This window comes from Paraburkholderia heleia NBRC 101817 (assembly GCF_000739775.1).
Taxonomy (GTDB): Bacteria; Pseudomonadota; Gammaproteobacteria; order Burkholderiales; family Burkholderiaceae; genus Paraburkholderia; species Paraburkholderia heleia.
The window spans coordinates 1-24,500 of the sequence record NZ_BBJH01000058.1 but is presented as its reverse complement, the minus strand read 5'-3'; the positions used below and the strand labels follow the sequence as shown (position 1 = coordinate 24,500).

Sequence of the window (24,500 nt, the reverse complement as noted above, 5' to 3'; positions counted from 1 at the left end):
CAATGCGCGTTCAGGCCGCGGTCCAGTCGAGAATCACTTTGCCGCTCTCTCCCGAGAGCATGGCCGCGAAGCCTTTCTCGTAGTCGTCCACATTGAAGCGGTGCGTGATGATGGGCGAGAGATCGAGGCCGCTCTGCAGCATCGCGACCATCTTGTACCAGGTCTCGAACATCTCGCGGCCGTAAATGCCCTTGATTTCCAGCCCCTTGAAGATGACCTGGTTCCAGTCGATGGATGTTTGCGCGGGCGGAATGCCGAGCAGCGCGACCTTGCCGCCGTGGTTCATCGACTCGAGCAGCGCCGTGAACGCGCTCGGCACGCCCGACATTTCGAGGCCGACGTCGAAGCCTTCGGCCATGTGCAGTTCGTTCATCACGTCGCGCAGCGACTCGCGCGCAACGTTCACGGCGCGCGTCGCGCCCATCTTGCGCGCAAGCCCGAGCCGGTAGTCGTTGACGTCCGTGATGACGACGTTGCGCGCACCCACGTGCTTCGCGATCGCCACGGCCATGATGCCGATCGGCCCCGCGCCCGTAATCAGCACGTCCTCCCCCACGAGGTTGAACGATAGCGCCGTGTGGGTGGCATTGCCGAACGGATCGAAGATCGCGGCGAGATCGTCCGAGATCCCGGGAGGAATCTTGAACGCGTTGAAGGCCGGAATCACGAGGTATTCTGCGAACGCGCCTTCGCGGTTCACGCCCACGCCGGTGGTATTGCGGCACAGGTGGCGCCGCCCCGCACGGCAGTTGCGGCAAAAGCCGCAAGTGATATGCCCTTCGCCCGACACGCGGTCGCCAATCTGGAAGCCGCGCACCTCCTGGCCCATTTCGACGATCTCGCCCACGTATTCGTGGCCCACGTGCATCGGCACCGGAATGGTCTTCTGCGCCCAGTCGTCCCATTTCCAGATATGGATGTCCGTGCCGCAGATCGCGGTCTTGCGGATCCTGATCATCACGTCGTTATGGCCGACTTCGGGCTTCTTCACGCGCGTGAGCGTGAGTCCGGGCGCGCGTTCGAGTTTGGCGAGTGCTTTCATTTGATTCGCAATCCTTGTTAAATCACGCCGAGCTGCCTGCCTACGCGCGCAAACGCCTCGACGGCGCGCCCGATCTGCCCGGACGTGTGTGCGGCGCTCATCTGCGTGCGAATGCGCGCGCGGCCCTTGGGCACCACCGGGTACGAAAAGCCGATCACGTAGACGCCCTCGTGGAGTAGCGCGTCGGCCATTTTCGAGGCGACCTGGGCGTCGCCGAGCATCACCGGAATGATCGGGTGTTCGCCGGGCACGAGCGTGAAGCCGAGCGCGCTCATTTCGCGGCGGAACTGCGCGCCGTTCTCGCGCACCCGGCGGCGCAGTTGCGCGCCTTCGTCGCTCGCAATCAACTCGAGCACCGCAAGCGTGGCGGCCGCGATGCTCGGCGTCAGCGTGTTCGAGAAAAGATAAGGGCGCGAGCGCTGGCGCAGCAAATCGACGACCTCCTGCTTCGCCGCGATATAACCGCCCGACGCGCCGCCCAGCGCCTTGCCGAGCGTGCCGGTAATGATGTCCACGCGCTGCAGGACGCCGCAGTGCTCGGGCGTGCCGCGCCCATGCTCGCCGATGAAGCCCACCGCGTGCGAGTCGTCGACCATCACGAGCGCGCCGTAGCGGTCCGCGAGATCGCAGATGCCCTTGAGGTCGGCGATAATGCCGTCCATCGAGAACACGCCGTCGGTGGCGATCAATTTGTAGCGCGCGCCGGCTTCGTCGGCTTCTTTCAGCTTGGCTTCGAGGTCCGAAAGATCGTTGTTCTTGTAGCGATAGCGGCGCGCCTTCGAAAGGCGCACGCCGTCGATGATGCTCGCGTGATTGAGTTCGTCGCTGATGATGGCGTCTTCTTCGCCGAGCAGCGTTTCGAAGAGGCCGCCGTTCGCGTCGAAACAGCTGGAATAGAGAATGCAGTCTTCGGTTTGCAGGAACTTGGCGAGCGCGCTTTCGAGCTGCTTGTGCACGGTTTGCGTGCCGCAGATGAAACGCACCGACGCCATGCCGAAGCCATCGCGATCGAGGCCGTCTTTCGCGGCGGCGATGAGACGCGCGTCATTGGCAAGGCCGAGGTAGTTGTTCGCGCAGAAGTTGAGCACCTCGCTGCCGTCTGCGAGCCGGATATCGGCCGACTGCGGCGTGGCGATCACACGCTCGTTCTTGTAGAAGCCATCGGCGCGGATCTGCTCGAGCGTCGCGCGCAAGTGGTCGAGATACGGGGTACGCATGAATCGTGCTCCTCACATCGCTGCGGCGTGCCGCAGGTTTGCTGCGGCTTGCGGTGGTTTGCTATAGTCGCCGTCAGCCGTTGGCGAAAATTTCCGTTATTTCGAACCTAAATTCGATATGTCGAACGAACTCTAATCGATGAGGCCGTGAATGGCAAGCACCCGCAAACCGCGCACCGCCCCGACGGGCACCGTTCCTGACACACCGGCACCGGCTGCATCGGCCGCCACCACCGCACCGTCTGCATCCGCCATACCCGCCACCGCGCCGCCGCGCGTGGGCGAGCAGATCCAGCGGCTACGCACCGAGCGCAAGCTGACACTTGACGACCTCTCGCGCGCCGCAGGCGTCTCGAAATCCATGCTATCGGAAATCGAGCGCGACAAGGCGAACCCGACCATTGCCGTGGCCTGGCGGCTGACGAACGCGCTCGGCGTCAAGCTCGATTCGCTGTTCGCCGCCCCGAAGGCGCCCGAGGCGATTGCCGTGGCCGGACCGCACGACATCCCGACGCTACACGGCCACGACGCGGGCTACCAGTTGCGCGTGTGGGGACCCATCGAACTGGCTGGGCACTTCGAATGGTACGAGCTGACGCTCAAACCTGGCGGGGCGCTGGTGTCGGCCGCGCACGAGCCAGGCACGCGCGAGCATCTCACGGTGCTGCAGGGGAGCATCGAGGTCGAGGCGGCCGGGGCAACACAGCGCCTGAAGGCGGCGGAGACAGCGCGCTATATCGCCGACCAGCCGCATGCGATTCGCAATGCCGGCAAGGGCGAGGCGCGCGCGCTGCTGGTGGTCATTCACGGCTGACAGTCCGCTTCGCCGCGCGCCCTGGCCGAACGGACGAGGCTGCGCGATCGGCCCGACTACTGTATATTCATACAGTGATAGTACGACTGGAGCCGCCGATGTCCCTCCCAACCGAACTGCCGCATGAACACGCTTTGGCGGCCTTGCGTTTTCAGGCCGCCGCGCGCGACCTCGAGCACATCGTGCGCAACATCGCGCAGCGCTATATCGCGCGGCAGGTGCCGCTCACCTGGCGCCTGCTGCATGCCATCGAGGCCGAAGCCCTTGCGGATCTCGGCTTCGCCAGCCGCCACGACGCCCTCATGCTTGGCCTCTTTCAGCGGCCGGGCGACCTCGCGTGGCCGGAAACGGACGAGACCGTCGACTTCGGACAATCCAACGCGCTGCCGGCCGTATTCGCGTTCGCAGTCTCGGCCTACGAACGTGCCGCGCAGGGCGCGGAAGAATCGCGCCGGCGGGCAAGACGCAACGACGCTGTGCGGCGTGCGAGGGTTTGGGGTGGCTGATCGCAGGCAGGCGAGGCCGGAACAATAGCGGCAGCCATGATCCCGCTATCGCTATAATGGTCGGGTAACGCAACTAACGGAGTGATAGAAATGGCGTCTTCCACTTCTTCACGCGACCTCTTCGACCAAAAACGCCAAGACTGGCAGCGCGACCCCGTCGCCGCGTTCGACGCCTGGCTCGCGTCGCAGGACTTGCGCCGTTCTTCCGCCGAGGTCTACCGCGTGCAATGGGGACGCTTTCTCGAATGGCTCGCGCTCAAGCGCAAGACAATCATGACCGTGGATACGGGCACGATCGCCGAATTTGTCGCGAGCCTCGACGTGAAGAAGCCGCAACGGCTTCGCTACCTGCGGCTCATCGAGCGCGTGCTCGATCACGTGCGTGAAATCGAACTCGCCTCTACGAATCCGGCGCGCTTTATCGCCCAGGACGGCGAAGCCGCATGGCGCAACGCGCGCGAAAACGAACCGACCGGTTTCCTTACGCCGGCGGAGCGTGCCGCGATCATCGGCCAGCTGTTCTCGCCGCTTGTCGAGCCATCGGCCGCGAAGCGATGGCGCGAACGCCGCGACCGGGCGCTCGTCGCCATCTTTCTGGGCGGCGGACTGAAAACGGGAGACGCCATCGCACTCACGCTCGATGGCGTGGCGATCGGCTCGGAGTGGGTCACGATCGAAGCTGCCAACCCGGCGTTTACGCGCGTCACGCGACTGACACCATTTGCCGTCGACGTGCTTGGCGCCTGGCTCGAAGCGCGCCGGCTGGCCGAACTGCCCGGGCAACTTGTGTTTCCGGGCTCGCCCTCGGGGCGCCCCATGCACAAGGCAACGGTGCTGCGCGCCATCGACGCATTGATGGAGGCAGCCGGCGTGGCGCAAACGCGCGCCGAACGTGCGAGTCCGCAGACCTTGCGCAATACGTTCGCGGCGGACCTGTTCGAGCGCGGCGTGGATACCGATCAGGTGGGGCAATGGCTCGGTTTCCTGCAGCCGATCTCCGCAGGGCGCCTCCATCGCGCATGGAAAACGTGGGCGGAACGCGAGGCGTCCCAGCATGTATCAACACAAGCGGACGAAGCGTGAAACGCCGCGTCCGCCGGCGATTGTGCGTTCGGGAGGCGCGTGCGCGCCTCCCGTAAAAGCTCACATCAAGCCTGTTCGTGCGAATGCTTGCCGGCCATGAAGCGCGCGTATGCGGCAAGCTTCGACGCTCCTGTTCCCGAGGTGTGCTCGCACTCCGGGCACGTGAATTCGAAGCCATCGTCCACTTCGGACAACTCCGGTTCCCCTTCGTGACAGTTTGGACAACGCGCTGGCAAGGCAACGTGACCGTCGACCACGGTGCCGAGACTCGCCAGTTCGGCCGCGCCCAGCCGGCCCGCGGCGGCGAGCGAACAAAGCAATGACGCGACCGGGGTGTCGAGTCCCTGCTGCCCGCGTAGTGCCGTGACCTGCCGCGTGAGCCCGTCCACCTCGTCGGACCGTTCGCGCAGTATGGCGTCGAGCCGGTCGGCGCGGGCCTTCGCCGTCGCGAGCTGCTGGATGAAATCGAATTCCTTCTTGCTGGCATCACGCTGGGCCGCCTGCCAGGTCGACGACATCGAGCGCAGCGAATCCAGTTCGACCAGCATGGGCTTGACGCGCCGTTCGGCCTCGGCGAGCGCGTCCTTGATCTGCTGCGCGTAGTGCTCGGTGCTCTTGCGCATTTCCTCGTGCAAGCCGTCGATGCGATCGCGCAACCCCGCGTTGGTGGTCTGCTCCGCTTCGACCCGTTTGCGCAGGGCCTCGTTTTCCATCTCCAAACGCTGTACCAGCACTTCACGGTTGCCATGCGCCGCAACGCCCTGCGCGGATGCCGCGGCGAGTTGGCTTTCGAGTTCGCGCACCCGCTCATAGGCCGCTTCCAGGCGCGCTTCGCTGCGTTGCAGCATTTCGTCGGCAGCCAAACGCCGGGCCTCGGCCTCCCGGGTTGCGTGCTCGGCATTGAGGCGGCCGGCTTCGAATTCCGTGCGTTCGGCCTGCAGGGCTTCGCCCGCGAGCGCCAGCGCTTCCTCGAACAGTGCGCCTAGCAGCTCGCCGGCGCGCTCTTCCAGCGCGGGCGGAATCGCGCCAGCGCCCACACGCACCTTGGAGGTCGCGCGAATGCGCTGCCAGAAAAGCTCGATGTCTTTGGGGATGTCGCTGGCGCTTCCGGTTTGGGTCAACTCACGGACGGCAGCCATCGAGGGCTTGATCTCGAAATCGAAGAACAAGCGTTTGCAGGCATGTAAGGACAGTTCCTGCCTGCGTGCTCCGTTTTTACGCAAACCCTCAATTTCTTCGCGGATTGCCTGGCGGTCCTGGTCTCGCATATTCGTCTTCTCGGCAGGGGAGTGGACGAATAATAACAAATTACGTTCTATTTGTTACGTTTTTGAATATCGAGATTGCCAGCGGCAGTAAAACGGCCATCGAGGGGTCTTTCATCTCGTCGTGGGAGGCGATCGACTTGGGTTTTCCGTGAAACAAATCGAACTTTGTTTCATAAGCGCTTGTAAACGCGCGAATTTCTTGTTTAATTCTACTGCCATCCGTTGTTTCACGCGAGCGGATTCAGGGACTTGCCGTGATGGCTGGTTTGGAGTGTGGATATCACGGATAGCTCGCGGGGGGATTCTTGCTTGAGAGATATAAAAGTAAACACCCTTGATACCGGTTAAAAACGTTAACGCCACGGCAAACCCTTACTTGGCGGGGCTTTCCGGCCGATCAGGTGAAGCTTTACGGGACCTTGGGTGAGCGCTTGCGGGACGGATGGGTGGCGGGCTTCGGGAACACCGGTGAGCCACTGCAGGAGAGGACGTGAGCGGGTTCGGGAGCGGGAAGATTCTTGACTTCCCGGCAAGGGTGAGACGATACGGGAGGCTCCAGCCGGGCAGATCGCGTGGGGCCGGCCTCGGCCTCGATGTTGCGGAAAATGCAACGGTGAGCGGATTCGGGAGCGGCGATTCGTGCCGTTTTTCAGCGAAATCGAGGGGCTGAAATACGTGGGGTGAGAAGGATCGGGAAAAAATGCAGATTGAAGGTGAAGTTTTTCGGGAGCCGAAGCCCGAAATCGGGCAAAACAGGCGCTTTTGGGGTCCCGAGGTGAGCTTTTACGGGGGCCTGCACGCGAGCCGCGCGGATCTGCCGCTTTGTGCGCAGGACGTTACTGAGGACTTTTCGCGTACAAGGTGAGGATTTTCGGGAGATTGCCGCAGTGCCGCGAAACCAGCAGCATCCGCCGCGGCCCGAATGGGTAAGGTGAGACTTTCCGGGAGCGGTTTTTGGCAGATTTTCTGCCGCGGGTGAGCCGATTCGGGGGAGAGTTGGCGTTCACTGCGCTGTAGACGCCGAGATTACGGGCTCGTGGAGGGTCCTTTCCCCGCCTGGAATCCTGCGAGGGTGAGACGATACAGGAGCGTTTTTTCGGCAAACTCCCACTTGGCTAAACCTCGCGCCGCCCTCTGAGGTGAGCGAATTCGGGAGCCGATATTACCTTCCTCCGTCTGCGACGCATGTGGATAAGTCACGGAATCCATTGGTTTTTTCTTTTCGGTGCCGCGAACGGTGAGGATTTCCGGGAGGCGCCACGACGGTGCAGCGCAACCGTACTTCGACGCAATGGTGAGGGTTTTCAGGAGCGATTGTGGCGTGGCAGTCGCCACGACGGCCTTCGGGAGCGGGTCGCTGTGCTTGGCCAGGGCGACGACAGGTGAGAATTTTCGGGATACATGAGGCGCGTGCCAGCGCCTACTCGATGAATGGGGCCTTCGATCGCCGTGCCGCGCAGCCTTTCCCGCGGCAATTGGGACGGTTTGATCGCTTTGTCCGGACAATGCACCTTGTCTTGTTGCAGCGAGATCGCATCATCACGGAATTTGTAGGCGGCATCCGGTCGCTCGCCAGGATGCCGCGACCCTCGACGGACTTTTTCGCTGGCCGCATGAAAATATTTGAGGTGAGCGAATACGGGAGTCGATGGCGACCCTTGGCGCACCGCCCGAAATGCCGCATCCGGTCGGATCGTGCATGACACAAAGCGCCCCGCCGGATGGGCGTCTGGCCAAAGGTGAGGCGATACGGGAAGGTGTCGCGGTGAGCGAGGCGCGCGAGATGCGCATCACCGGCAATGGTGAGGGCGGCCCTATAGACGCCTATCACCACAGACGGTATCCTTTCGCGAAATTCTCTCCTCGACCCGACGCATGGCCACGAAGCGCGTGAAAAAGACCGATGTGGTAAGCCCCAGCTCGGCGGAATTGCGCAAGGCCGTCGAGGCGATCGCGATCCAGCCGAAGAGCGGCAAGATCACCCTGCTGACCCGCAAGCTGTTCAACGTCCTGCTGGCCGTCGCCCAGCAGGCCGACGAGTCTGGCGATACCTACCGTGCGCTGCTGTCCGACATCGTCGCCAATTCCGCGTTCGATTCGAACGATACGGCGCTCGTGAAGGAGCACCTGCGCCGCATGGTGTCGGTGCAGGTCGAATGGAGCCAGGGCACGTCGAGCCAGAAGCCCGGCCGCAAGTGGGGGATCTCCACGCTGATTGCGGACGCGGAAATTCTCGAGGATCCGCAAACCCGTCGGGTCTGGGTGGAGTTCTCGTTTGCGCCGAAGATCAAGAAGAAGCTGCTGGATCCGGTCCAGTACGCCCGCCTGAGCCTGCAATTCCAGAGTCAGTTGCGCAGCAGCGCGGGGCTGGCGCTCTACGAGATCTGCGTGCGCTATCTGACCAACCCCAGCCATCTGACGATGCGCGAGACCTGGGAGTGGTGGCGTCCGATCCTGTCCGGTACCCCGGACACCGAAGCGGGCGACGAAGCCAAACGCGAATACAAGTATTTCAAGCGCGATTATCTGCGGCCTGCGATTGCCGAAGTCAACGCGGTGACGAACATCTTCGTCGAATTGATTGAGCATCGCGAAGGGCGCCGGGTCGCCGAAATCCAGTTTCGCGTGACGGAGCGCAAACAGCCGATGCTCGCGCTCGACGAGCATCCGAATGTGTTCGACAGCACGCTCGTCGACCGCATGGTCAAGATCGGGATTCCGCTCAAGGAAGCACAGTCGCTTTACGCCGACAGCGAGGAAAACCGCATTCGCGCCGCGTTGCAGCTGACCGAACAGCGCATGCGCAGTACGAGCTTGCCGCCGGTACGCAGCGCCGCGGCGCTGTTCAAGGACGCGTTGAAGAAGGGCTACGCGCCGCCGGTCGAGACGGCTGCAGGCACCACACCGGCTGTCGGCCGCGGCGCCGCGGCAGCGGTGACGGCAGACGATCCGAAGGCACGGCTGCTCGACGAATATGCGGCGTATCGGCGTAAGGAAGCACGCTCGCTCTACGAGGAGCAGGGCGACATGGAGCGCGAACTGGCACGTCAGTCGTTTGAGACGGATGAATTGCCGGGGCTGGGCTCGCATTTGCGCGACGACTGGCGTCGTCGCGGGCTGGAATCGAAACTGGCCGATACCGCGTTTTTTGACTGGCTCGCGCGCAAGACCTGGGGCGAGCCGACCGATGGCGATCTGCTCGCGTTCACGCTGAGCCAGACGCGCGCTGCCTGAATGTCAGGAGTGGCCGGCCCCGTGCAATGCGGGGCGGTGGTGGTGGGGCCTGTCGGACCGTTCGGACTGTTCGGACGATTGGGAGGCATGAAACGAACCTGCCTCTCTATCGTCGACGGTCCGCCCATCAATCCATGGCAGCCGTCGACATATTTCCAACTTTATTTCGTCTTCAGGATCTGCTCGATCTGCTGAAGTATCGCGTCGCGTCGATCTTTGGTGAGTCCTTTAAGGCGTAGCTCCAGCCGGTCGTCGCCATACGACTTCAGGTCACCGACGGCGACTCCATCCAGTTTGATCTCCAGCCGTTGCGCGTAGCGCTGCCGCCCAGCCGGCTTCGGGCTTTCCTGGGCGTTTGCCCGGCCTTTGACGATATCCGCCACCTGACGCGTACTGAGGTCGTCGGCCACGATGCGGTTGATGAGACGCAGCGTGGCCTCGGTGCCGCGCGCGCCGTGATAGCGCCCGACCTGATAGGCCATGTTCGAGCCGAAGCGGTCCGGGCGTGCCACCATTTCCTGCATGACAGACTCCGGCAACTTGCCGATTGATAGCGCAACCGCCACCGTCGATTCGTCGAGGCCGAGGTGATCGGCAAGTTCGCGTTGACTCTGAAAATGCTTTTCGTCGATGAATCGCTTCCACACCACCGCGTTATCGAAAACGGTTTGCGAATCGCGCTGGACGTTCAGGTCGTAGCCGAGTTTGTAGCTCTGAATGCCGATCGGCAGGTCGACGACGATTGCCTTGACGACTTCCTTGTTCGCTTCTTTCAGGGCACGCACGCGACGGCCGCCATCGCTCACGTAGTAGCTGCCCGGCGCCGTGTAATCGGGGATCACATGAATCGCTTGCTGCTGCCCTTGCTTCGCGAGATTGACAGCGAGTTCGGCGATCGACGCCTTTAGATAAAAGTGACGCGGATTGAAGGGGCTCGGCTTGATGTCCTTGAGTGGCAACTCGATGATCTGCCCCGGACGATAGCCTTGCGCGATGCGCCAGGTGCGGTATTCGGCCGACTCGTTTTCGAGGCCGGGTGCGTCGTCGAGAATCTGCTCGATGGCAGGTTCAAGGCCAGTCACAAGCGCAGGCTGACTCGAGCGCCCAGCAACTTCGCGCGTTTTTGGCTTGTCCTGGACGAGCCCGTCGATGGCGTTGAGGCGGTCGAGCGCGGTGCGCTTCTCGCTGCTCGTCGTATCAGGGCGAGCCTGAAAGCCTTTGGCGAATTGGGAGGGTTTCATTCAGGGTCCTTTATGCGCATAAAGTCAGGGGAGCATGGCCGCAATCTCGTCGGCGCATGCGCGCACTTCCACTGCGGCGAGTCGAGCGCCGCGGTCGTTCATTTGCAGAACGGTCTGGCCCAATGCCATCGCCTGCTTGTACGCCTCACGTGTGGGGATCTGCGTTCTGAGCAGAGGAAAACCAAGCTCTTCGAGGGCGCGCTTCAGCTCGCGGGTGAGCATGCGCTTTTCTTCGGTCTTGTTCAGCAGGAATACCGCTCGCAGATCTTCGTTCATGACCTGGGCCTGTTGGATAAGCTTTACGAGACCGACACTCGACCAGTAATCAGCTGGAGAAGAAGAAGTCGGAATGACGGCGACGGTCGCGGCCAGCAACACCACGCCCGAGACCTTTTCCGTGATCGACGGCGGGCAGTCCACGACGATCACGTCGTAGTCGTTGACGAACTTCTTGATCTCCCGGTGGATCTGGCCACCGGCTTCGGAAAGATTGACGACCGGGAACGGGATGCCGGTGTCACCATCGGCTGACGCACTGGCCCAATGGACCAGTGTGTTTTGGCCGTCGGCATCCACGACGAGAACCCGCTTTCCCTTCTCGTGGAAGGCAGCGCCGAGATGCATCGCGATCGTGCTCTTGCCGACCCCGCCCTTTTGCTGCGTGACTGCGATTATCTCTGCTGCCAATTGGTATTCTCCTTTTTGCTATTAGGTTGGGATTTTACCTGGAATGTTTTTTAGTTCAATGATTTTTGGCGTAATTCGTGGCTGAATTAGCCATTCGGACAAGGTTTATGCGCATAAAGCTCGGGCACAGATGGAGATGCCGTGCGGCGGTCGTGTGCGGCACATGAATCCGCTCGGCGATGCCCTTCAATGTCGATCGGCGGCGTAACGGGCGCACCGAAAGATGACCACGCGCACCTCACCGCTTTATGCGCATAAAGTCCCACCATCCCCCCATCACATCGCCTTCGAGCACAAGCGCAACCCGAAGACCTCAGCGCGGGACCATACACGAGACCCACAGGCAGCAAGCCGTGGCAAGAGAGCCAGGCCTCGTCGGCTGAAGCTCCCTACGCGCGCCAACACGCCCCCCGGTAAAATCGCAGCGATGCTCCGGTCTCGCCGTGACTCACCCACCACTCCTCTCTCGCACTTTCGACGTCATGATCACGATCTACCACAACCCCCGCTGCTCCAAGTCCCGCGCGGCTTACGAGCTGGTTTCCGCCGCGAAGGCGAAGGAGCCAGTCGAGGTGATTGAATACCTGAAGCAGCCGCTCACCGTCGACCAGCTGAAGGCGCTGCATGCGATGCTGGGCGGCCCGCTGCTCGACATGATCCGCACCGGCGAAACCGAGTACGCGGAACTCGGCCTCAACACACCCGGCGTCACAGATGATCAGCTCTACGAAGCAATTGTGCGGCACCCGATTCTGCTGCAGCGGCCCGTCGTCGTACGCGATGGCCGCGCCGTGATTGGCCGCCCGCCCGAAAACGTTGCGGCGCTGTTCGGTTGAAATCGCTGCGATAAATGCGTTGGCTTGCTCACGCGCCAAAAGCGAGCGAATCGCGAGCGCCAATGCCCGCATGCATGGACGAGGTGCAATCCTCGCCATGTACGCATGGAATCTGCATCTTTGCTAACCTGCAGACGCATCCGATGCGAGGCCCGTGTTCATCGGCTCTCCACGCAAGTTGTCCACAAGCTTATGCCCAAAATCTGTGGATAAATTCGCGCTACCCCCGGTTATCCACAACGCCACGCCGAACCACGCGGCACCGATATCGGGCTGGCCCCGGGTGAGCGCGCGCGCATCGCCGCAACGCGCAGGCGTCTATGATGATGGTTCCTTCCACTGCGCTTCGTGCGCGCTTTCGAGGAAACCGAAATGGCCTACAAGATCGCGGTTGTGGTCGGCAGTCTGCGCAAGGATTCATTCAATCGGCAACTCGCCCACGCGGTGACTTCGCTGGCCCCCGCCGATTTTACTTTTGAATATCTCGACATTGGCGTGCTGCCGCTCTACAGCCAGGAATACGACGCCGACTATCCCGAAGTGGCGCGCCGCTTCAAGCAGCAGATCGAAGCGGCCGACGCCCTGCTGTTCGTCACGCCCGAATACAACCGCTCGATTCCGGGCGTGCTGAAAAACGCGCTCGACTGGGGTTCGCGGCCGTGGGGCACGAATTCGTGGCGCGGCAAGCCGGGCGCGGTGCTCGGCACGTCGGTGGGGGCGACCGGCACAGCGCTCGCGCAGCAACATCTGCGCAATGTGCTCGCCTATCTCGACGTCGCGCTGCTCGGTCAGCCCGAGATGTTCATCAAGCACGACGCGAGCCGCATCAACGAAAAAGGCGAGATCGTCAACGAGGATACGCGCAAGTTCCTGCAGGGCTTCGTCGATACCTACGTGGCCTGGGTCAAGCGCCAGCTTGGCCGCTGACGCCTGATCAGGACCCCCGCACTGGCGCGGGCGGCTCAGTGCAACGTGCGCCGCTGCCCCGGCATGTCCTTGTGATGCTCGGGCGTGTCTTCCTCGTACTCGAGGAATTCGTCCGGAATTTGCGGCGCGACGCCTGCTGCGGGTCGCGTCGCTTCGGGCGCGCCGGGAACGTCCACGTGATGCGCGCCCATCACCGCTCCGGCACCGGGTGCGCTTGCGGATGTGAGCACGGTCGCTTCGGCCTCGCTCGTCGGCCGCATCGGTTCGACTGCGGGGTCGACGCTCGAGCTAGCGGGGGCTTGTTCGCGCGCGCCTTGCGTTTGCGCGGCGCGGCGGCGCATGGCGTCGGCGAACTCGGAGAGGCCCAGTTCGTCGAGTGCCGAATGCTCGCGCGCGACCGGACGGTCCGCCGCGGGCCACGCCCACGGCGTGCCGCGCAGCGCGACTTCCGTCGCATGCTCCTCGCGCAGCGTCTCGTACGCGAGGTTGGCGTGCGCCTCGTCGCTCACATGCACGCCGATGCGCACCGCTTCGCCCGGGGGAGGTGTCATGCCCGTCTGGGTCTCGGTGGCGCGACGCAGATCGCCCGTCGAGGAGAATAAACTTCCCACGAGCCGCTCGATGCCGGCGAGCACGCCCTCGCTGCGCGCCGGCAGGTCGATGTCGCCCGCCGCGAACCCGCGTTGCAGCAGCGCGTCCTGCGCGTGGCGTGCTTCGTCGTAGGTCTGGAAAACGCCGGTCACGGTCTGTTTCATGGCAGCCTCCTTCGCCAGATGGCGACGCCTGCTCACATCATGCACCGATTGCGCGAGGCTCGTGCATGCTGCGCACAAGGTCGAACCGCCTGATTCTGCACCTCGTGTGGTCTGCCGCAAGCCCCGTGCCGCTAGGCGTGACGCTTGCGGCCGGTCATGCACGCGGGCTCGGGAGTGTGGCGCCGTGCTCGCGTTTCGCGCGCGCCTCGCGGTCCTCGCGAATCGCTTCGAGCATTTTCTCCAGCAGCGCGATGTCGAATGGCTTCGATAGCACGCGCACATCGGCATTGCGCGTGCGCTCGAGTTCCTCCGCGTAGCCTGTCACGAGTATCACGGGCAGCTCCGGCTCGAGGCCCTGCAGGGCCTCGGCCAGATCGATGCCGTTCATCGTCCCCGGCATGTGGATGTCGGACAGCACGAGGTCGAAGCGCGGCGTGGGCTCACCCTCGCCAGGCGGCGCTTCGACCCGTTCCAGCGCGCTCGCCGCGTCGCTCGCGCAAGTCACGCGGTGGCCCATCATCTGCAGGAGTGCCTCGGTGCCGGCCGCGACTTCGTCGTTGTCCTCCACGAGCAGCACGTTCAGCCCGTGCTGCACCTGGGCGCGCTCCTCGCGTGGCTCGCTCGGACGCTGCGCGGGCGGCTCGGCGAGCGAGCGCGGCAGATACAGATGCACCGTCGTGCCCGCGCCGATCGCACTGTCGATCGCGGCGAGTCCGCCGCTGCGCTCGCAGAACGCAAATACCTGCGGGAGCCCGAGGCCGGTCCCCGTGCCCTTCGACTTGGTCGTATAGAGCGGCTCGAACGCGCGCGCGAGCACGTCAGGCGGCATGCCTGTGCCAGTGTCTTCGAGGGCGACGTGCACGAAGTCGCCCTCGAGCGGGAAGCCTTCGTCGGACCGGAATCGGATGTTGCGCGCGCGCACCGTGAAGCGGCCGCCGTTGGGCATCGCGTCGCGTGCGTTCACGGCGAGATTGATGAGCGCGAGCTCGAATTCGGCCACGTCGACGAGAACGGGCCACACGTCGTCGTCGACTTCGACGACGAGCGACACCTTCGCGCCGAGCGACGCGCGCAGCAGCTCGCGGGCCGCCGGCAGCCAGCGCCCCACATGGATCGTCTCGTTGCGCAGCGGTTGCTTGCGCGCCACGCCGAGCAGCTGGCGCGTGAGCGACTGGCCGCTCTTGAGCGCGCGCTCGATCGCCGACAGCTCGCGCTCGAAGCCCGCGGCGCCGCGCCGCCGCGCGATCTGCACGTTGGCCGAGACGATCATCAGCAGGTTGTTGAAGTCGTGCGCGACGCTGCCCACGAGGTTGCCGAGCGCTTCCATCTTGCGCGACTGCCGGTAGGCGGATTCGATCGAGCGGCGCATCGAAGCCTCGGCCTGCCAGCGCTCCCACGCCTCCTCTTCGGCGGCGAGGCGCCGCAGCGACAGCCAGATCACGCACCAGAGGGCAATCGACGGCGTGAACATCGAGATGATGAGCACGCTCAGGTGCCGGTACCAGGCGGCCCAGATCGCCGGCGTGCGATACGCGCAGGTCACGTAGACGGGGTACGCGCCCACGCGCCGGAACGCGAGGATCACGTTGCTGCCCAGCAGCGCGGAATGCATGCGCACGACGCCGGACTCGGTGCCGCGCTGGAGCGCGGCGACAAGCGGCGAGTGCGGCGTGATGACCGTGGCGCCGGCGCGCGGCGGCGGATCGAAAGCGAGGATCGTGCCGTCGCTGCGCATGAGGCCGAGCGACATCGGCGAGCCGGGGCCCAGCAGGTCGCGGTAGAACGAGCTGAAATAGCCGGGGCGCAGGGCGACGGAGACGAGACCCGCGAACGCGCCGGCGTCGTTCAGGCGCGCCACGCCCATGTTGAACACGGTCTCGCCGCTTACCTGGCCCTGCATCACCCGCGAGACGTGGTCGAGCACGCGGCCGTCGCGAATGCCGGTGAAGTCGTCGCGCGCGGCGATGGACATTGGCGGCGGCGGCGAATAGCGGCTGCTCGCGAGCAGGTCGCCGTCGGTCCCGAAAATTGACACCGCGGCCACCTGCGGATATCCGCCGCCGATCGCATCGAGTTTCTGGTGGATCTGCGGCTCGCTGGCGCGGATGCCGTCGTCGTTCAGGTCGCGCACGAGGTCGACCACGCGCGCGTCGAGCGCCTCGTTCATGTCGAACACCTTGAGCGCGTGCTCTTCGGCCACGCGCACGGTGCGCAGCGTCGTGTCGGTGGCGTCGGCCTCGCGCGCGCGCAAGTCGTTGTACGCCATGGCGGCGACATAGAGGCACGGCAGAACGATCGCAGCGACGAGCAGCGCCAGCAGTGTGCGTCGGCGCACCGTGAAGTCGTGGCCCGGCGCGGCCGGAAACGGCGCGTCGTCGGCGGGGGGCGGCAGGGGTGTGCGTTCGTCTGGCCGTTCGGGCCGGTCGGCAATCATCGTACGGAAAAGCAGGCAAAAGGCGGCATGGCAGCCGACATGATAAACGACCGCGATGACGCCCCGCCGGCTAGCGCATACCGTGCGCGCCGCAGGCGTCGTCGGCAGGCAGGGCCGCCCAGGGGTTTTCCTCTCGCTGAATGCCGAATGCGCGAAAATCGGCGAAGCGCAAACGTACCACAAAGGGATAATCGACGTTCTTTATTTAGGGGGTGATTAATTCATTCCAATAAATTGTTAAAAATGAGTTGATTTTGTTCGTTGATCGATTAACGGCGAGTTGCATTTGATTCAATTTGATTCGAGAATCGCGGACACGATAAATAACGCATTCGCATGAACGCCATGTCTGCCGTCACGGCGCATGGCCATGCTACGGGGTGGCTGCAGGCATGCAGACGAGGCCTTCACAGCCGGCGCATGGGTTGCCGGCAGCCATCGGGCAACGGCGCGGCCATGCGCCTTGCGCCGGCGCGCCAGCGCGCGGGTCCGTTCATGCGTTACGAATGATTCGGCCGGCGCGCAATTTTTCTTTGAAGTTTCCCTAAAGTAATTGCCCGCGCCGCCGTTAATCCGTCGAAACGCACTCCGTCCAACGCACACTCATTCAGCATATCCATGTCCTTGCCCATCGTGATCGCCGATGACTCGCTGTTAGCCCGCAAGGTGCTCACGAAGGCGCTGCCCGAGGACTGGGACGTGGCGATTTCGTACGCATCGAACGGACACGAAGCGCTTGCCCATTACCGCGCCGGCCGCGCGGCTGTGATGTTCCTCGACCTCACGATGCCCGACATGACAGGCTTCCAGGTCCTCGAGGCATTGCAGCACGAAGACCTGAATACGTTCGTGATCGTCGTTTCTGCGGACGTCCAGCCTCGCGCCCGCGAGCGCGTGCACGCGCTGGGCGCGGCGGCGTTCGTCGCAAAGCCGGTAACCCAGGAGGCGCTGCTGCCCATCCTGAAGGAGTACGGGTTGTATGCCTGATCGAGTGTTCACGGAACTCCAGCGCGACGCGCTGCAGGAGATCGCCAATCTCGGCATGGGGCAGGCCGCGACGCGACTGTCGGGGCTGCTAAACGCCTTCATCGAGCTGTCGGTGCCGCGCGTGCGCGTGGTCGCCGTCTCCGAGGCCGCGGAGGCGCTGCGCGAGATGACCGGTATCGACGGCCCGGTTGCGGCCGTGCGCCAGGGCTTTCGCTCGGAGATCAAGGGCGAGGCGCTGGTGATCTGTCGCAGCGGCGAGATCGCCGAACTTGGCGGCCTGGTCGGCGGACCTTACGCGACGATCGGCGACGATGCCCTCACCGAGGAAGAGTTGATGTTCGACGTCGCCAACGCGCTCACGGGCGCGTGCGTGTCGTCGATGCTCGACCAGCTCGGGCGCATGCCCGTGTTTTCGCAGCCGGGCCTGCTCGGCGAGGCGATCATGCTCGACGAGGTGTTCCAGCCGGGTTTGCTTGCCTGGGACGTCGCGCTGCTCGTCGAAGTGAATTTCGCGCTGGAAGACCAGCGCTTTCGCGCCCACCTCGTCATGCTGATGGCCGAGGAGTCGATCCACGTCGTGAGCCGGGCTATCGACGCGTTGCTACATAGCCTATGAACGAGCCAGCCGGGTTGCCAACGCTAGCGGACCTCGTGGTCGAACGGGTGGGTTTCGGCATATTCGTGGTCGATCGCGACATGAAGGTGCTGAGCTGGAACCGCTTCATGCAGGATCACAGCGGCGTGACCGCCGGGGACGTGATCGGCCGCTCCCTCTTCGAACGCTTCCCCGACCTGCCGCGCGCGTGGCTCACGCGCAAGGTGGAAAGCGTGTTCCAGCTGGGCAGCTTCGCATTCAGCTCATGGGAGCAGCGCCCGTATCTGTTCCAGTTCGACCATGACCGGCCGATCACGGGCGGCGTGGACTACATGCAGCAGGACTGCACCTTCATGCCGCTCATGCGCGGGCGCGACGTCATTGCCGTCTGCGTGACCATCTCGGATGTCACGCACGTGAGCATCATGCAGCGCGAGCGCGAGGACGCCGTGGCCAGGCTGCGCGAATACGCCGACCGCGACGGCCTCACCGGCATCGCGAACCGGCGCTTCTTCGAAACGCGCCTCGCCGACGAATTCCTGCGCTGGCAGCGCTACGGCGGCGAGCTGTCGATGCTGCTGTTCGACCTCGACCACTTCAAGCGCATCAACGACGAATTTGGCCACGTGGCTGGCGACACTGTGCTGCGCTCGATGGCACAGCGCGTGTCGGGCGTGGTGCGTAAGCAGGATGTGTTCGGCCGCTTCGGCGGCGAGGAGTTCGCGCTGCTCCTGCCGTGCACGCCGCTCGACGACGCGCTCTACGTCGCGGAGAAGATCCGCCGCACGATCGGCGACGAGCCGATCGAGGTGCAGGGCGTGATCGTGTCCGTGACCGCCAGCGTTGGCGCTTCCACCGCGCGCGCGGGTGCGCCCGACTACGAAGGCATGATCAACGAGGCGGACGCCGCCCTGTACACAGCGAAGCGCCAGGGGCGCAACCGCTCGGTCGCGCTCGCCTGATACCTGCCGGGGCGCAGCTGGCCCCCGCCTCTTCAATCTGCCTCATCGTCCGCGTGCCCAGGGGCTGCGCGCTCCGGTTCCGGCTGCGGGCGCCCTGCGCGGGCCGCCCCAAAGGTTGCTATACTTTTGGCCGTTTCCGGCCTCGCACGCCTCCTGGCGAGCAATTTCAGGGTCGGGTGCCTCGCGCGTGTCCGCGCGCGCGGGCGACCCGCGGCAATGCGGGCCCGAATAGAGTCGAACGCCCGTTGAGGGCGCCCCCAGCGGAGATCGTCTTGGCTGTTTCCAATCTCGTCGTGGACGATACAAAACAAACCGACGCTGCCGCCGCTTCGTCGGGCAGTTCGTTTTATCTGGCGATGCGGATCCTGCCTCCTGCGCAGCGCGACGCCATGTATCAGGTCTACGCCTTCTGCCGCGCTGTCGACGACATCGCGGACAGCGACCTGCCGCGTGCCGAGCGCGCGGCAGGGCTCGACCAATGGCGCGCCGACATCGACGCGTGTTATGCCGGCACGCCGCGCGCCTCGCTCGCGGCGCTCACGCGCCACATCCATACGTTCGGGCTCCAGCGCGAAGATTTTCACGCGATGATCGACGGCATGGCCATGGACGCCGCCGAGGACATCTGCGCCCCCAACGAGGACACGCTCGACCTGTACTGCGACCGCGTGGCGAGTGCCGCAGGCCGGCTGTCGGTGAGGATTTTCGGGATGCAGGAGGAGCCGGGCCGCTTGCTGTCGCACCACCTGGGGCGCGCGCTGCAGCTCACCAACATCCTGCGCGACATCGACGAAGACGCGGACATCAACCGCTGCTATCTGCCGCGCGAACTGCTGGCACGCGAAGGGATCGCGGCCGGCAATCCGCACACGATCGCCGCCGATCCGTCGCTTCCGCGTGTGTGCGAGACGCTCGTGCAGCGCGCACGCGCACACTTCGCGCAGGCCGACGCGATCATGAACGCGGCGCCGCGCGCGCAGGTGAAAGCGCCGCGCATCATGTCGGGCGTTTATCGCGTGCTGCTCGAGCGCACCGTGGATCGCGGCTTCGACCTGCCGCGCACGAAAGTCAGCAAGCCGCGCGCACGCCTCATGTGGATCGTCGCGCGTTACGCGCTGTTCTGATGCCTCGGCTAGTCCACGTCATCGGCGCTGGGCTTGCGGGCCTCGCGACGGCCGTGCGGCTTCAGAGGCGCGGCGTGCAGGTGGCGCTCTACGAGGCCGCCGGCCAGGCAGGGGGACGCTGCCGCTCGTACTACGACCGCACGCTCTCGGCGACGCTCGATACGGGCAATCATCTGGTGCTGGCGGGACATGCGCGCACGCTCGAATACGTGCGCACGATCGGCGCCGGCGACGCGCTCTGCGGCCCCGCCGAGCCGGGCTTTGCGTTCATGGATCTCGCCGCGCGCTCGCGCTGGACGGTGCGCTTCTCGCGTTCGCGCATGCCGTTCTGGATCGGCGACCCGCGCTCGCGCGTGCCGGGTACGCGCGCCGCCGACTATCTGGGGCTGCTGCCGCTCCTGTTCGCCAAGCCGGGCCGCACGATGGCGCAGACCATGCGCTGCGAAGGCGTGCTGTGGGACCGGCTGCTGTACCCGTTCTTTCTCACGGCGCTCAATGTCGAGCCGCGCGTGGGCAGCGCGGAGCTGGCGGGCGCGATGCTGCGCGAGTCGCTCGCGGCGGGCGGCGACTCGTTCCGGCCGCTGGCGGCGCGCGCGGGCCTTTCCAGCGCGTTCGTCGATCCGGCCTTGCGCATGCTTCAGCACGGCGGCGCGGCGATTCGCCTCGACTCGCCGCTCAGGGAGATCGTGTACGACGACGCGGCGGGCCGCGTCGCCGCACTCGATTTTCCGGACGGGCGCATCACGCTCGCTCCCGGCGAGGCCGTGGTGCTGGCCGTGCCCGGCTCGGCCGCCGCGGTGCTCGTGCCGGCGCTGCAGGCGCCGCAGCGCCATACTGCGATCGTCACGGTGCACTATGTGGTGCCGCCACCGTCAGGCCTCGTGACGCCGATGGCGCTCGTCAACGGCACGGCCCACTGGCTGTGCACGGCCGAAGGGCGGCTCTCGGCGACGATTCACGACGCGCACGGCGTGCTCGACCTCGATCCCGAGGAGATCGCGCGCCGCGTATGGGCCGACGTAGCCGAGGCGGCCTCGCTGCCGCTCGAGCCGCTGCCCGCCTGGCGCGTGTACGCCGATGCGCGCGCGACCTTCGCCGCGGTGCCCGACGAGGAGTGGCGCCGCCCCGCGACGCGCACGCGCTGGAACAATCTGATGCTTGCTGGCGACTGGACGGCTACCGGTCTGCCCGCGACGATCGAAGGAGCGATCCGCTCGGGCCGCAAGGCCGCCGAACTGCTCCTGACCGAAAATTTGGAACGTAGATGAACGATTTATCCCTGGACACGCCCGGCGTTGCTACGCCGGCCGTGGCGATGCCCGCTCCCGCGTTTGCCGATGAGACGGCCGTACCGCTCGCAACGCTCGACGCCGCCGTCGCGCGCGCGACCGACGCGATCCTCGCCGACCAGCGCGCCGACGGCCATTGGGTCTACGAACTCGAAGCGGACGCCACGATCCCCGCCGAATACGTGCTGCTCGTGCATTACCTGGGCGAAACCGCGAACCTCGAGCTCGAGCAGAAGATCGCGCGCTACCTGCGCCGCATCCAGCTGCCGGACGGCGGCTGGCCGCTCTTCACCGACGGCGCGATGGACGTGAGCGCCAGCGTGAAGGCTTACTTCGCGCTCAAGATGATCGGCGACGCCGAAGACGCCGCGCACATGGTGCGTGCGCGCGAGGCGATTCTCGCGGCGGGCGGCGCGGAGCAGGTCAACGTGTTCACGCGCATCCTGCTCGCGCTCTTTGGCGTGGTGACGTGGTACGCAGTCCCGATGATGCCCGTCGAGATCACGTTGCTGCCGAAGTGGTTCCCGTTCCATCTTTCGAAGGTGTCGTACTGGGCGCGCACGGTGATCGTGCCGCTGCTCGTGCTGGGCGCGAAGCGCCCGGTGGCGCGCAACCCGCGTGGCGTGCGCATCGACGAGCTGTTCCGCGGCGCGCCCGTGAGCGTGGGCCTGAACGCCCGCTCCCCGCATCAGAGCAAGGGCTGGTTCGGCTTCTTCCGCGCCGTGGACGGCGTGCTGCGCGTGACCGATCCGCTCTTTCCGGCCTACCTGCGCCAGCGCGCGATCGACGCCGCGGTGGCGTTCGTCGACGAGCGCCTGAACGGCGAGGACGGCTTGGGCGCGATCTTCCCGGCCATGGCCAACGCCGTGATGATGTACGACGTGCTTGGCTATCCTGCCGATCATCCGCATCGCGCGATCGCGCGGCAGTCGCTCGAAAAGCTGGTGACGGTTCGCACGGAGGAAGCGTACGTCCAGCCCTGCCTGTCGCCCGTGTGGGACACGTCGCTGGCGGCACACGCCCTGCTGGAGACCGGTGACGCCCGCGCCAGGGAGGCCGCGCGCCGCGGCCTCGAATGGCTGCGCCCGCTGCAGATTCTCGACGTGCGCGGCGACTGGATCTCGCGCCGCGAGGCGGTTCGCCCGGGCGGCTGGGCGTTCCAGTACGCGAACCCGCACTACCCCGATGTCGACGACACGGCTGTGGTCGTGGCCGCGATGGACCGCGTGGACAAGCTCGACAACACGAAGGCCTACGACGCCGCGATCGAGCGCGCGCGCGAATGGGTGGTCGGCATGCAAAGCAGCAACGGCGGCTGGGGCGCGTTCGAGCCGGAGAACACGCAGTACTACCTGAACAACATCCCGTTCTCGGACCACGGCGCACTGCTCGATCCGCCGACCGCGGACGTCTCGGGCCGCTGCCTGTCGATGCTCGCGCAGCTCGGCGAACTGCCGGCCGCAAACGAGCACGCGCGCCGCGCATACCACTACCTGCTCGAGGAGCAGGAAGCCGATGGCAGCTGGTACGGCCGCTGGGGCATGAACTACATCTACGGCACGTGGACGGCGCTGTGCGCGCTCAATGCGGCCGGTCTCGATCACGACGACCCGCGCATGAAGCGCGCGGTGCAATGGCTCGAGCAGATCCAGAACGACGACGGCGGCTGGGGCGAGGACGGCACGAGCTACAAGCTCGAATACCGCGGCTACGAGCGCGCCACCAGCACCGCATCGCAAACGGCCTGGGCGCTGCTCGGCCTGATGGCCGCGGGCGCGGTCGATCATCCGGCGGTTGCACGCGGCATCGCGTATCTCCAGAAGACGCAGCAGGAACACGGTCTCTGGGACGAAACGCGCTTCACGGCCACGGGTTTTCCGCGCGTGTTCTATCTGCGCTACCACGGTTATCGCAAGTTTTTCCCGCTGTGGGCGCTTGCGCGCTACCGCAACCTCAAGCGCGCGGGCGTGACGCGCGTCACGGTCGGTCTGTGAGCGTGGCGGCCAGCGTCAAGGCGCGCGCCCTGCCCGTGATCGCCGTGACGGGCATGGCCTTCGAGGCGGGCATTGCCGCGGGCAAGGGCCGGGACGGCGTGCGCGCCGTCTACGCCGCGCGCGCCGATCTGCTGCAGAGCGCGCTCGCGGCGGCGCTCGAGGACGGCGCGGCGGGCATCGTGAGCTTCGGCACGGCGGGCGGCCTTGCGCCCGATCTCGAGCCGGGCACCCTGGTGATCGCACGAGCGATCGAAGGGCCGTTCGGGCGCGTCGAGGCCGATGCCGACTGGAGCGCGCGCATGGCCGACGCGCTGATGGCCTCGCCGCTCGCCGCGAAGACGCGGCGCGGCGTGGAGGCAGCCGTTGCCGCGCCGCTCACCGGCGCGGCGGACAAGGCAGCGTTGTTCGGCGCGTGCGGAGCGCTCGCCGTCGACATGGAATCGCATCTGGCTGCGGCTGCGGCGGCCGCGCATGGTGTGCCGTTCGCCGTGTGCCGCGCGATCGTCGACCCGGCGTGGCGCAGCTTGCCGAAAGCAGCCATGGCCGGCTTGCGCGACGACGGCACGACGGCAGTGCTCCCGGTCCTGCGCGAGCTGGCGCGCGACCCGGCGCAACTGGGCGGCCTGCTGCGCGTGGCGGCGGACGCGAAAGCGGCACGCCAGTCGCTGCGCGCCGCGCGGCAGGTGCTGACGGCCACCGGCGCCTTTTTCCCCACATGACCCTGGCGGATTATTGAAATATTCAGGGTAAACCCCTATCTCTGATAGCATCTCGGTGTTAACCCCAGGCTCGTTCTCGCAAACTGGGGGCAAATCACATTTCGGGGAGCTATCAGCCGTGAATTTTCATACTCGCAAGTGGGTCAAGCCTGAAGACCTGAATCCGAACGGCACGCTGTTCGGCGGCAGCCTGCTGCGCTGGATCGACGAAGAAGCGGCGATCTACGCGATCTGCCAGCTCGACAACCAGCGTGTGGTGACCAAGTTCATCTCGGAGATCAACTTCGTGAGTTCGGCGCGTCAGGGCGACATCATCGAGCTCGGCATAACGGCCACGGACTTCGGCCGGACGTCGGTCACGCTGCGCGCCGAAGTGCGCAACAAGATCACGCGCAAGAGCATCCTGACGATCGAAAAGATGGTGTTCGTGAACCTGGACGCCGACGGCGTGCCCGTCCCGCACGGCCGCGAACGCATCCGCTACGCCGACGAAGCCTACGAGCGCTATCGCCAGACCGTGCAGACGACGGCGGACGCCACGGCGCTGGCGGCGGCGAACGAGGCCCGCCGCCAGGCCGAGAGCGAGGACGCTTCGGTGCATTGAGCGGCGCGTATGGAAGGACAAAAAAACCCGGCAACCTGAATGAAAGGTTGCCGGGTTTTTTCGCGTTGATGCGCGGCTCGCCCGCAGACGGGCGGCCGCGATATCGCGTTCAGGGCGCCGATGCCGGCTTCGCAGGCTCTGCCTTCACATCCGCCGCCGGTGCGGAAGCCGCTGGCGGCGGG

The 24,500-nt window shown here is 65.3% G+C and carries 21 protein-coding genes; 14 read left to right on the top strand and 7 right to left on the bottom strand.

Going from position 1 to position 24,500, the window contains the following annotated elements; translation table 11 throughout:
• Nucleotides 1-10: 10 nt before the first annotated feature.
• Both tdh and BHE01S_RS33255 read right to left on the bottom strand, forming a co-directional pair.
• Nucleotides 11-1,042: an L-threonine 3-dehydrogenase gene (gene tdh, locus BHE01S_RS33260; RefSeq protein WP_042272005.1), complete on the bottom strand. Its 1,032-nt coding sequence runs from the start codon at nucleotides 1,040-1,042 to the stop codon at nucleotides 11-13.
• A gap of 17 nt (nucleotides 1,043-1,059) precedes the next feature.
• On the bottom strand, nucleotides 1,060-2,259 hold the full coding sequence (locus BHE01S_RS33255) for a glycine C-acetyltransferase (protein ID WP_042272004.1): 1,200 nt from the start codon (nucleotides 2,257-2,259) through the stop codon (nucleotides 1,060-1,062).
• Nucleotides 2,260-2,410: 151 nt separating this feature from the next.
• Here BHE01S_RS33255 and BHE01S_RS33250 point away from each other — a divergent pair, with 151 nt between their 5' ends.
• The 3 genes from BHE01S_RS33250 to BHE01S_RS33240 all read left to right on the top strand — a co-directional run bounded on the left by BHE01S_RS33250 (nucleotide 2,411) and on the right by BHE01S_RS33240 (nucleotide 4,662).
• Nucleotides 2,411-3,073, top strand: a complete 663-nt coding sequence (locus BHE01S_RS33250) for a helix-turn-helix domain-containing protein (protein ID WP_042272003.1) — start codon at nucleotides 2,411-2,413, stop codon at nucleotides 3,071-3,073.
• 98 nt (nucleotides 3,074-3,171) lie between these two features.
• Nucleotides 3,172-3,579 carry a DUF2471 family protein gene (locus BHE01S_RS33245; RefSeq protein WP_042272001.1) on the top strand — a complete coding sequence of 136 codons (408 nt, stop codon included), beginning with the start codon at nucleotides 3,172-3,174 and terminating at the stop codon, nucleotides 3,577-3,579.
• 90 nt (nucleotides 3,580-3,669) lie between these two features.
• Nucleotides 3,670-4,662, top strand: a complete 993-nt coding sequence (locus BHE01S_RS33240; protein ID WP_042271997.1) for a tyrosine-type recombinase/integrase — start codon at nucleotides 3,670-3,672, stop codon at nucleotides 4,660-4,662.
• A gap of 65 nt (nucleotides 4,663-4,727) precedes the next feature.
• On the opposite strand, the gene BHE01S_RS33235 is transcribed toward BHE01S_RS33240, so the two are convergent.
• On the bottom strand, nucleotides 4,728-5,930 hold the full coding sequence (locus BHE01S_RS33235; protein ID WP_042271994.1) for a DNA-binding protein: 1,203 nt from the start codon (nucleotides 5,928-5,930) through the stop codon (nucleotides 4,728-4,730).
• A gap of 1,875 nt (nucleotides 5,931-7,805) precedes the next feature.
• Here BHE01S_RS33235 and BHE01S_RS33230 point away from each other — a divergent pair.
• Nucleotides 7,806-9,164 (top strand): replication initiation protein, encoded by a 1,359-nt coding sequence (locus tag BHE01S_RS33230; protein ID WP_042271991.1) that lies wholly within the window; start codon nucleotides 7,806-7,808, stop codon nucleotides 9,162-9,164.
• A gap of 161 nt (nucleotides 9,165-9,325) precedes the next feature.
• Here the strand turns inward: BHE01S_RS33230 and BHE01S_RS33225 are convergent, their stop codons facing one another.
• Complete coding sequence (locus tag BHE01S_RS33225; protein WP_042271987.1) at nucleotides 9,326-10,405, bottom strand: ParB/RepB/Spo0J family partition protein; 1,080 nt, start codon at nucleotides 10,403-10,405, stop codon at nucleotides 9,326-9,328.
• 24 nt (nucleotides 10,406-10,429) lie between these two features.
• Nucleotides 10,430-11,092, bottom strand: coding sequence for a ParA family partition ATPase (parA, locus tag BHE01S_RS33220; protein WP_042271984.1), 663 nt, complete (start codon nucleotides 11,090-11,092; stop codon nucleotides 10,430-10,432).
• Between the two features lie 482 nt (nucleotides 11,093-11,574).
• Between parA and arsC the strand changes: the two genes are divergently transcribed.
• Nucleotides 11,575-11,928 (top strand): arsenate reductase (glutaredoxin), encoded by a 354-nt coding sequence (arsC, locus tag BHE01S_RS33215; protein ID WP_042271982.1) that lies wholly within the window; start codon nucleotides 11,575-11,577, stop codon nucleotides 11,926-11,928.
• Nucleotides 11,929-12,300: 372 nt separating this feature from the next.
• A complete protein-coding gene (locus BHE01S_RS33210) occupies nucleotides 12,301-12,855 on the top strand; it encodes an NADPH-dependent FMN reductase (RefSeq protein ID WP_042272058.1) in 555 nt (184 codons plus the stop codon).
• Between the two features lie 35 nt (nucleotides 12,856-12,890).
• Here BHE01S_RS33210 and BHE01S_RS33205 read toward each other — a convergent pair whose 3' ends face one another.
• Together BHE01S_RS33205 and BHE01S_RS33200 are read right to left on the bottom strand one after the other, a co-directional pair.
• Entirely contained in the window at nucleotides 12,891-13,610 is a 720-nt protein-coding gene (locus BHE01S_RS33205; protein WP_042271979.1) for a hypothetical protein, read from the bottom strand.
• Nucleotides 13,611-13,764: 154 nt separating this feature from the next.
• A complete protein-coding gene (locus tag BHE01S_RS33200) occupies nucleotides 13,765-16,044 on the bottom strand; it encodes a hybrid sensor histidine kinase/response regulator (RefSeq protein ID WP_042271976.1) in 2,280 nt (759 codons plus the stop codon).
• A 618-nt stretch (nucleotides 16,045-16,662) separates the two neighbouring features.
• Here BHE01S_RS33200 and BHE01S_RS33195 point away from each other — a divergent pair.
• The 8 genes from BHE01S_RS33195 (at nucleotide 16,663) to BHE01S_RS33160 (ending at nucleotide 24,318) form a co-directional block, all read left to right on the top strand.
• On the top strand, nucleotides 16,663-17,031 hold the full coding sequence (locus BHE01S_RS33195; protein ID WP_042271973.1) for a response regulator: 369 nt from the start codon (nucleotides 16,663-16,665) through the stop codon (nucleotides 17,029-17,031).
• Complete coding sequence (locus BHE01S_RS33190) at nucleotides 17,024-17,647, top strand: chemotaxis protein CheC (RefSeq protein ID WP_042271970.1); 624 nt, start codon at nucleotides 17,024-17,026, stop codon at nucleotides 17,645-17,647. Before BHE01S_RS33195 ends, BHE01S_RS33190 begins: the two co-directional genes overlap by 8 nt.
• A complete protein-coding gene (locus BHE01S_RS33185; RefSeq protein ID WP_042271968.1) occupies nucleotides 17,644-18,588 on the top strand; it encodes a sensor domain-containing diguanylate cyclase in 945 nt (314 codons plus the stop codon). The genes BHE01S_RS33190 and BHE01S_RS33185 overlap by 4 nt, the downstream gene beginning before the upstream one ends.
• A 272-nt stretch (nucleotides 18,589-18,860) precedes the next feature.
• Complete coding sequence (gene hpnD, locus BHE01S_RS33180) at nucleotides 18,861-19,712, top strand: presqualene diphosphate synthase HpnD (RefSeq protein ID WP_042271965.1); 852 nt, start codon at nucleotides 18,861-18,863, stop codon at nucleotides 19,710-19,712.
• Nucleotides 19,712-20,980, top strand: a complete 1,269-nt coding sequence (hpnE, locus tag BHE01S_RS33175) for a hydroxysqualene dehydroxylase HpnE (protein WP_042271962.1) — start codon at nucleotides 19,712-19,714, stop codon at nucleotides 20,978-20,980. The genes hpnD and hpnE overlap by 1 nt, the downstream gene beginning before the upstream one ends.
• Nucleotides 20,981-21,027: 47 nt before the next feature.
• Nucleotides 21,028-22,995 (top strand): squalene--hopene cyclase, encoded by a 1,968-nt coding sequence (gene shc / locus BHE01S_RS33170; protein WP_157025798.1) that lies wholly within the window; start codon nucleotides 21,028-21,030, stop codon nucleotides 22,993-22,995.
• A gap of 2 nt (nucleotides 22,996-22,997) precedes the next feature.
• Nucleotides 22,998-23,714 (top strand): phosphorylase, encoded by a 717-nt coding sequence (locus BHE01S_RS33165; protein ID WP_407669581.1) that lies wholly within the window; start codon nucleotides 22,998-23,000, stop codon nucleotides 23,712-23,714.
• A 118-nt stretch (nucleotides 23,715-23,832) separates the two neighbouring features.
• Entirely contained in the window at nucleotides 23,833-24,318 is a 486-nt protein-coding gene (locus tag BHE01S_RS33160; protein ID WP_042271956.1) for an acyl-CoA thioesterase, read from the top strand.
• Nucleotides 24,319-24,500 lie beyond the last annotated feature (182 nt).